Source organism: Streptomyces sp. NPDC051776 (assembly GCF_040681345.1).
Lineage (GTDB): Bacteria > Actinomycetota > Actinomycetes > Streptomycetales > Streptomycetaceae > Streptomyces.
The window spans coordinates 1-8,733 of record NZ_JBFAYQ010000032.1; the positions used below are offsets into that span (position 1 = coordinate 1).

The following is an 8,733-nucleotide window of genomic DNA, read 5'->3' on the forward strand; positions in this document are numbered from 1 at the left end:
GCCGGCCCGCGGTCCGCGGGCCGGCGCCGGAAGTGCCGTGGGGCCCGTGCGGCCCCGGAGGGGCATTACGGCCGGAGCGTGCGCTCCATCCGCTGACGGTCGAGCTTGGAGTCCGGCTTCGCCAGCGGCTTCGCGGCGGCGTCTCCGCTGCGGACGGCCGGGGACGCCACGCCCGCCCACTCCAGGATCTCGGACGTGGCCTTCTCCTTCTCGTCCGTCGTGAGACCGGCGACGTTCGCGCCGTGGTTGGCGCCGGGTGCGAAGAAGACGTACGAGTCCTTGGCGCCCTTGCCGAGGCGGAACGGTTCGGCACCCCACGGGTCGTTCTGCCCGTAGACGAACATCATCCGCTCGCTGCAGTTCCTGACCCAGCGGTCGACGTCACGCATGACGCCGTTCTTCCACTTCATCGGGATCTCACGCGGAACGAAGGCACGCGGCGTGAAGTAGCCCGGGTACCGCAGCAGGCCGTCGAGGTGCGGGTATTCCACGGTCGGGGCGCCCAGTTCCGTACCGGCCTGGTAGTAGTACGGCGTGTACGGCTCGAGGCCCTGGTCGGTGTAGAAAGCGAAGCCCGAGATCGCGTCGACGTAGGAGAAGAGCTTGTCGGTCGGGACGTCCTTCTTGGGGACGTCGGCGCAGTCCTTCTCGGAGCTGTACTGCCAGAAGGCCCACACCATGTCGAGCACGACGCTCTCGTAGGCCTTGTCGAGGCCGCCGACCGTGTGGAAGGTGGCGTCGTTCTCCTTCGCCCACTTCTTGTAGAGGTCGGTCATCTCGCCGCGGCGGACCAGCGCTTCGCGCTGGACATCGGCCAGGGCGTCCCGGCACTCCTTCTTGGACACGGTCTCGAAGAACCGGTCGTAGCGGGAGTCCTCATGGTTGTTGACGTCGTTGGGCGCGACGTACGCGACCGTGCCGTCCATGTCGTTCGGGTAGAAGCGGCGGAAGTAGGTCGCCGTCATACCGCCCTTGCTGGCGCCGGTGGCCAGCCAGTTCTTGCCGTAGATCTTCTTCAGCGCCTTGAAGATGCGGTGCTGGTCGCTGGCGGCCTGCCAGATGTCCAGCTTCTTCCAGTCCGCCGGGTCGGGGCGGGACGGAGTGAAGAAGCGGTACTCCATCGAGATCTGGTTGCCGTCGATGATCTTCGTCGGCTCACTGCGGCCGGCGGTCGTGGAGACGTGATAGCCCGACGTCTGGAAGACGGTCGGGCGGTCGGTGTTCTTGTGCAGCACGGTCAGCCGCTGCTTGAAGGTCCCCTTGGACGGGTGCCGGTGGTCGATCGGCTGGGTGTAGTTGAGGACGAAGTACCGGTATCCGTCGACCGGCTTCTCCTCGATGAGGCTCATACCGGGTATCGCGAGGATCCGGTCCTTGATGTCTTTACTGCCCGGCTCTGCGGCGGTGGCCGCTCCTGCGGGCGCACCGCCGGCACCGGCGGCGCCTATGAGCACCGCGAGCGACAGCAGCCATCTGAGCGCCTTGCGCATTCGCCCTCCCCTGGGTTCACAAAGGTCGCCGCGAACCTACCGGCGCAACTCACGCCACCGCCAGACCTGATGGGCGAATCTGTTCGATGGGTACACGACCGAGGGAGGGGTTCCCGGCCGCACCGGAGGACCTTCCGTCAGCAGAGCCAGCCGGACTTGACCGACTTGCTACCGATGGAGCCCCGGACGAACACGCACCGGCCCCACGCGTTCACCGTGACCGGCCCCGCGTGGTGAGTGAACCGCCCGCTGTCCACACTGGGGTGGCTGCCGCGCGCCTGGATGCTGACACTCATCTGGCGGCGCTTCCCCGGGGACTTGGCGAGGGTGACGGCGCACCTGATCCGGTTGCTCTTGTAGATCTGGACTTTGCCGCTCGAGAAGTCGAGCGTCTTCACCTTCCGGCCGGGGCAGAGCGCGCCCGCCCCGGCCGTGGCAGCGGTGAGACCGGCTGCTCCGGCGGCCAGGACGGCTATCACCAGCCCTATGACCATGCGTCGACGTGCCGTACCACGCACGTGTGCCTCCCCCAAGGGGTCGAGTGCCCGTACCTCGTACATGCGGGCGATTGAAAAGCTACACGCGCACTGTGGTGCGGATGGTTCCCGGGGTGTCAGGGTTTCGGTAAGGCCTTGCGGAGAGATGTGGCAGACGGCTGGTGCGGACCCCGCCGAGGTCTGCCCCGCTCGACGCCCCGGCACGGCCGTCCGCTGTGTTGCCGGACCGGCCGAGCAGGCCCAACGAGACCGATCCGCGCCTTGTGTACGACCGCACCCGGACCCCCCTCCACCGAGCGAACCTCGGCGGGGCAGCACTAGGCGGCTGCGGTCTCCGGCTCGCCGGCGAACGTGCGCCAGAGCTGGGCGTATGTGCCGTTCGCGGCGAGGAGTTCGGCGTGCGTGCCGTCCTCGACCACACGGCCGTGGTCCATGACCACCACCCGGTCCGCGCGGGCGGCCGTCGTCAGCCGGTGGGCGACGACCAGGGTGGTGCGCCTCCCCGCCAGCCGGTCCGTGGCCCGGTTGACCAACGATTCGGTCGCCAAGTCCAGGGCCGCAGTCGCCTCATCGAGAAGCAGAATGTCCGGATCGACCAGCTCTGCCCGGGCGAGGGCGATCAACTGCCGCTGCCCCGCGGAGAGGTTGCGGCCCCGCTCCGCCACCTCGTGGAGATAGCCGCCGTCCAGGGAGGCCACCATCGCGTGCGCGCCGACCGCCCGCGCCGCCGCCTCCACCTCCGCGTCGGTCGCGTCCGGGCGGCCGTACGCGATGGCGTCGCGCACCGTGCCCGGGAAGAGATACGCCTCCTGCGGGACGACGCCGAGCCGCTGCCGGTACGCGGTGAGGTCGAGGTCGCGCAGATCGGTGCCGTCGACGCGGACCGTGCCGGAGACCGGGTCGTAGAAACGGGCGACCAGCTTGACGAGGGTCGACTTGCCCGCGCCCGTCTCCCCGACGAACGCCACCCGCTGGCCCGCCGGGATGTGGAGACCGATCCCGGACAGCGCGTTTTCCGGCTCCTCCTCGCCGGCGCCGCTCCGGTACCGGAAGTGCACGTCCTCGAAGGCGATCTCACCGCGGACCTTCCGCACCTCGCGCGGCCGCTTCGCGATCGCGGTCGTCGTCGGCTCGCGCAGCAGCTCCTGGATGCGGCCCAGCGAGACCGTCGCCTGCTGGTAGCCGTCGAAGACCTGGGAGAGCTGCTGCACGGGTGCGAAGAACAGGTCGATGTAGAGCAGGTACGCCACCAGCGCGCCCGCCGTCAGGGTCCCTTCCGAGACCCTGCCCGCGCCGACGATCAGCACCAGCGCCGCCGCCACGGATGACAGCAGCTGCACGAAGGGGAAGTAGACGGAGATCAGGAACTGGCCGCGCACGCGCGCCCGGCGGTAGTCGTCGCTGCGCTCGGTGAACCGGGCGGCGCCGCTGCCCTCGCGCCGGAACGCCTGCAGGATCCGCAGCCCGGCGACGCTCTCCTGCAGGTCGGCGTTGACGACGCTGATGCGCTCACGCGCCAGTTCGTACGCCTTCACGCTTCGGCGGCGGAACAGAATCGTCCCGACGACCAGGACGGGGAGGGTCGCGAAAACGACCAGCGCCAGGCCCGCGTCGAGGGCGAGCAGGGCAACCAGAATGCCGAAGAAGGTGAGGATCGAGACCACCGCGGTGACCAGACCGGTCTGGAGGAAGGTGGACAACGCGTCCACGTCCGTCGTCATCCGCGTCATGATCCGACCGGTCAACTCGCGCTCGTAGTAGTCCAGCCCGAGACGCTGGAGCTGCGCGAAGATCTTGATGCGGAGGCTGTAGAGGATGCGCTCACCCGTGCGTCCGGTCATTCGCGTCTCCCAGAACTGCGCCGCCCATTGGGCGAGGACGACGCCCAGCGCGACGGCCGAGGCCGTCCACACGGCGCCGAGCGCAAGCTTCTGCACACCGTCGTCGATGCCGTTCCTGATGAGGATGGGCAGCAGCAGGCCCGCGACGGCGTCGACGGACACCAGCAGCAGACAGAGCAGCAGGGGAGCACCGAAACCGCGGAGCAACTGGCGCAGCCCGTAGTCCCTCTCGGGCCGCGCCGCATGCACCTCGTCCACCTGCGGGGTGTCCGTGGCGGGCGGGAGCGCGGCGACCTGGGCGAGCAGTTCGGGTGTGGCAGGCATTCCGGCGAGCGCCCCGGCCATACCGCCGGTGGTGGGCGGCCCGGACGCACCGGGACGCGAGGTGGCCAGGGCGTCGATCGCGCCCGATGCGGTCGAGCCGGTGCGCCGCTTGCGGCCGGAGCCGTCACCGCCCCACAGTTCGGGAGTGATGCCGTCCACGACGCGGCGGCGGGCGTTGACCGGTTCGGAGTCGATCTCCGCCTCGACCTCCAGGTCGCACTCGGCCCGAAGATCGGCGTCGGAGACCCCGCGTTCGGCGGCGCGGCGCTCGATGGCGCGGCTCTGGCTGATACGGGCTCCGGAAACGTAGGGGCGGTAGGCGTAGCCCGGTGAGCCGGGGACGGCTTGGTCCCGGGCGCCGGACTCACGGCTCTGCGTCGTAGCGGCGGTGGCGCCCGACGGCTCGGCCCGGCTCTCGGGGCCGGGGCTCGCCCCGTCGGTGCTCTGCTCGTGAGTGCTCTGCTCGTGGGTGCTCTGCTCGTGGGTACCCTGCTCGTGGGCCCTCTGCCCGCCCCCGTCCTGCACGGCCCCCGCAGGATCGCGCTCCACACCGCCCAGTTCGTCCGGATCCGTGAGCAGCCTGCGATAGAGGGGGCAGCGCTTCTCCAGCTCCTCGTGCGTGCCCGCGTCGACCAGCCGCCCGCCGTCCAGGACCGCGATCCGGTCGGCGAGGCTGAGCGTGGAACGCCGGTGGGCTATGAGCAGGGTCGTACGGCCCGCCATCACACCGCGCAGCGCCTCGTGGATCTCGTGCTCCACCCTCGCGTCGACCGCGGATGTGGCGTCGTCCAGGAGCAGCAGCCGCGGGTCGGTGAGGATCGCACGGGCCAGCGCGATCCTCTGCCGCTGGCCGCCGGAGAGGGTCAGGCCCTGCTCGCCGACCGTGGTGTCGTAGCCGGAGGGCAGGTCGCGGATGAAGCGGTCGGCCTGGGCGGCCGTCGCGGCGGCGCGGATCTGCTCGTCCGTGGCATCCGGTGTCCCGTACGCGATGTTGGCGCGGACCGTGTCCGAGAAGAGGAAGCTGTCCTCAGGTACGAGCCCGATGGCGGCACGCAGCGAGGCGAAGGTCAGGTCCCGCACGTCGTGTCCGCCGACCCGTACGGCGCCCCCGCTCACGTCGTAGAAGCGCGGCAGCAGCAGCGAGACCGTGGACTTGCCGCTGCCGGACGTGCCGACGACGGCGACCGTCTCGCCCGGCTCGATGCGCAGGGAGAATTCCTTCAGAACCGGCCGCTCCGGGTCGTATCCGAAAGTGACGGCGTCGAATTCGACGGTCGCCGCGGCGTCGGCGGGCAGGGCGTGCGCTTCCGGGCGCTCCTCGATCGACGGCCTGGTGTCGATGAGTTCCAGTACCCGCTCGACACCCGCCCGCGCCTGCTGCCCGACGGTGAGCACCATGGTGAGCATCCGCACCGGGCCGACAAGCTGGGCGAGATACGTGGAGAAGGCGACGAACGTCCCGAGGGTGATCTGGCCACGGGTCGCCATCCAGCCGCCGAGCGCGAGCATGGCGACCTGTCCGAGGGCGGGTACGGCCTGCAGGGCAGGGGTGTAGCGGGAGTTGAGGCGGACGGTCCGCATCCGCCCGGCGAACAGCTTTCTGCCCACCGCGCGGAGCTTGCCGGACTCCTGCGCCTCCTGGCCGAACCCCTTGACCACGCGGACCCCCGTGACCGCCCCGTCCACGACGCCCGCGACGGCCGCCGCCTGCCCCTGCGCGTACCAGGTGGCGGGGAAGAGTCGCTTGCGGCTGCGCTGGGCGAGGAACCACAGGGCGGGGGCGATGGCCAGCGCGACCAGGGTCAGCAGCGGCGACAGCCAGACCATCACGCCCAGGGAAATGAGGAAGAGCAGGATGTTGCCGATCATCATCGGCAGCATGAACAGCAGGCCCTGGATGAGCTGGAGGTCGCTGGTGGCTCGGCCGACGACCTGTCCGGTCGAGAGGTTGTCCTGGCGCCTGCCGTCGAGACGGACGAGGGAGTCGTACATCTCGGTCCGCAGGTCGTGCTGGACGTCCAGGGCCAGCCGACCGCCGTAGAAGCGGCGGAGGTAGGTGAAGCCGTAGACGACGGCGGCGGCGAGGATCAGCAGGGCGGTCCACGGGGCGAGGTCGCGGGTGCGGGCGATCACCACGTCGTCGATGATCAGCCGCGTGACCAGGGGGACGAGGGCCATGACGGCCATGCCGCCGAGCGAGGAGCCAAGGGCGAGCAGGACGTGCCGGCGGTAGCGCCATGCATATCCGATCAGTCTCTTGGCCCAGCCCCGCTCCCGTGTGCTCTCGCCTCGCGGACTCACCGATCGCCCTCCGTTGTCCATGCCTCCGGGGCGCCACGGGTATCCGCGGCGCCACGATCGAGAACACCGGAGGTCCCCTGTTTTGTTTCAGCGGTGCGTACGCATGGGTCGCAGACGGCTCCGACCCGGGACGTACGTCCGGGGGCGGGGCCCAGGCCCGTCCGCTTCGTTCGCGCCGGTCAGCCGCCGGTGGCGGCCCCGCGCGCCGCGGCGATCTGCCGGGACATGATCGTCGTCAGCTCGTACGCGGTGTGGGAGGCCGCCACCGACGTCATCTCCGCGTGGTCGTAGGCCGGGGCGACCTCGACGACGTCGGCCGAGACGAGGTTGCAGGACGCCAGACCGCGCAGGATCTCCAGCAGTTCGCGGGAGGTGAGGCCGCCCGCCTCGGGGGTGCCGGTACCGGGGGCGTGGGCGGGGTCGAGGACGTCGATGTCGATGGAGATGTAGAGCGGGCGGTCGCCGACCCGCCGGCGGAGCTGGTCCGTCACCTCGTCGACACCGCAGCGCATGACGTCGGCGGAGGTGACGATGCCGAAGCCCATCTTCTCGTCGTCGGTCAGGTCCTGCCGACCGTAGAGCGGGCCGCGGGTGCCGACGTGGGACAGTGCCTCGGTGTCGAGAATGCCCTCCTCCACCGCCCGGCGGAACGGCGTGCCGTGGGTGTACTCGGCGCCGAAGTAGGTGTCCCAGGTGTCCAGGTGCGCGTCGAAGTGGAGCAGCGCGATCGGCCCGTGCTTGCGCGCCATGGAGCGCAGCAGAGGCAGGGCGATGGTGTGGTCGCCGCCGAGGGTCATCAGCCGGGCGCCGGTGCTCAGCAGGTCGTCGGCCGCGGCCTCGATGGTCTCGACGGCCTCGTTGATGTTGAACGGGTTGGCGGCGATGTCACCGGCGTCGGCGACCTGCGCGAGCGCGAACGGCGAGGCGTCCTGGGCAGGGTTGTACGGGCGCAGCAGGCGGGAGGCCTCGCGGATGGCGTTGCCGCCGAAGCGTGCGCCGGGCCGGTAGGAGACACCGGTGTCGAAGGGCACGCCGACCACGGCGATGTCCGCGGCACCGACCTCGTCGAGCCGGGGCAGCCGGGCGAAGGTCGCGGGTCCTGCGTAGCGCGGGACGCGGGACGAGTCGACGGGTCCACGGGGCTGGGTGCTCATGCGGGGGCTGCCTCTCGGCGGTTCGGGGACGTACGGGGCCACGGACCGAGCGTAGGAGGACGGGCGGATTCCGCACATGTACGTTCCCGATGGACGGCCAACGCTATTTGGACACGGCGTCCATCGCGGACCTGTACAGGACACAATGAGTTCATGCCGATACCCAGTCCCGCCCCGAACCGCGCAGAACTGATCGACCACCTCGTCCGTACGCGGATCGCCGGCGACGTCGCCACGCCCCGGGACAACAACCTCGCCCACTACCGCAGGCTGGCGAACGGCGACCGGCACTACTGGCTCGGCCTGGAGCTCGGCGACCGCTGGACCGACGAACAGGACGTGCTGGCCGTCATGGCCGAGCGCTGCGGCGTCGTCGACGACCCGCAGCACCGCACCGGGCAGGACACCATCGACCCCGAGCTGACGGTCGACGCCCTGGACCGGATGGCGACGGTGCTGCGCAAGGCGGCCGAGGCCGGGCAGCGGGTGCTGTTCGCGACGGGGCACCCGGGTGGGCTGCTGGACGTGCACCGCCACGTGGCGGCGGCGCTGCGGGCGGCCGGCTGCGAGATCGTGGTGATCCCGCCGGGGCTGGGCGCCGACGACGGCTATGTCTTCCAGTTCTGCGACGTCGCGATGCTGGAGCGGGGCGCCACGCTCTGGCACACCCACTCCCCCGAGCCCATGTCCGCGATCCTCAACAGGCTGGAGCGGGAAGGCCGTCCGTGGCCCGACCTGGTGGTGGCCGACCACGGCTGGACCGGGTGCGCGGGGCAGCGCGGCATCGACGCGGTGGGGTTCGCGGACTGCAACGACCCGGCGCTGTTCATCGGCGAGGCCGAGGGCACGGTCGCCGTCACCGTCCCGCTGGACGACCACGTGGTCGACCCGCGCTTCTACGACCCGCTCACGGCGTATCTGATCGCGGCCGCGGGACTGACGCCGCAGCCCTGAGGGCCACCCGGGCGCCCAGCCGCGTACGGATCGGGCGCGCGCGGCCGCGTACGGCTCAGGCGCGTTGACCGCACACCACTCGGGCGCCCAGCCGCGTACGGATCGGGCGCGCGCGGCCGCGTACGGCTCAGGCGCGTTGACCGCACACCACTCGGGCGCGCAGCCGCGTACG

At 70.8% G+C, this 8,733-nt stretch carries 5 protein-coding genes; 1 reads left to right on the forward strand and 4 read right to left on the reverse strand.

Annotated features, from left to right (window positions below; translation table 11 throughout):
- Window positions 1-65: 65 nt before the first annotated feature.
- From AB0M26_RS22580 to speB, 4 genes are all read right to left on the reverse strand, one after another.
- The gene (locus AB0M26_RS22580) at window positions 66-1,490 is read right to left on the reverse strand and encodes a S28 family serine protease (protein ID WP_365263618.1); all 1,425 of its coding nucleotides are present in this window, start codon (window positions 1,488-1,490) and stop codon (window positions 66-68) included.
- 137 nt (window positions 1,491-1,627) lie between these two features.
- Window positions 1,628-2,050 carry a hypothetical protein gene (locus tag AB0M26_RS22585; protein ID WP_365263619.1) on the reverse strand — a complete coding sequence of 141 codons (423 nt, stop codon included), beginning with the start codon at window positions 2,048-2,050 and terminating at the stop codon, window positions 1,628-1,630.
- A gap of 254 nt (window positions 2,051-2,304) precedes the next feature.
- The gene (locus tag AB0M26_RS22590; RefSeq protein ID WP_365263620.1) at window positions 2,305-6,453 is read right to left on the reverse strand and encodes an ABC transporter ATP-binding protein; all 4,149 of its coding nucleotides are present in this window, start codon (window positions 6,451-6,453) and stop codon (window positions 2,305-2,307) included.
- Window positions 6,454-6,632: 179 nt separating this feature from the next.
- Window positions 6,633-7,607, reverse strand: coding sequence for an agmatinase (gene speB / locus AB0M26_RS22595; protein WP_365263621.1), 975 nt, complete (start codon window positions 7,605-7,607; stop codon window positions 6,633-6,635).
- 153 nt (window positions 7,608-7,760) lie between these two features.
- Here speB and AB0M26_RS22600 point away from each other — a divergent pair, with 153 nt between their 5' ends.
- The gene (locus AB0M26_RS22600; protein ID WP_365263622.1) at window positions 7,761-8,561 is read left to right on the forward strand and encodes a phosphatase; all 801 of its coding nucleotides are present in this window, start codon (window positions 7,761-7,763) and stop codon (window positions 8,559-8,561) included.
- The last annotated feature ends 172 nt before the right edge of the window (window positions 8,562-8,733 follow it).

Coding starts and splice junctions, on each gene's coding strand:
- AB0M26_RS22600 (WP_365263622.1), top strand. CDS start 7,761: ATGCCGATACCCAGTCCCGCCCCGAACCGCGCAGAACTGATCGACCAC.
- speB (WP_365263621.1), bottom strand. CDS start 7,607: ATGAGCACCCAGCCCCGTGGACCCGTCGACTCGTCCCGCGTCCCGCGC.
- AB0M26_RS22585 (WP_365263619.1), bottom strand. CDS start 2,050: ATGTACGAGGTACGGGCACTCGACCCCTTGGGGGAGGCACACGTGCGT.
- AB0M26_RS22580 (WP_365263618.1), bottom strand. CDS start 1,490: ATGCGCAAGGCGCTCAGATGGCTGCTGTCGCTCGCGGTGCTCATAGGC.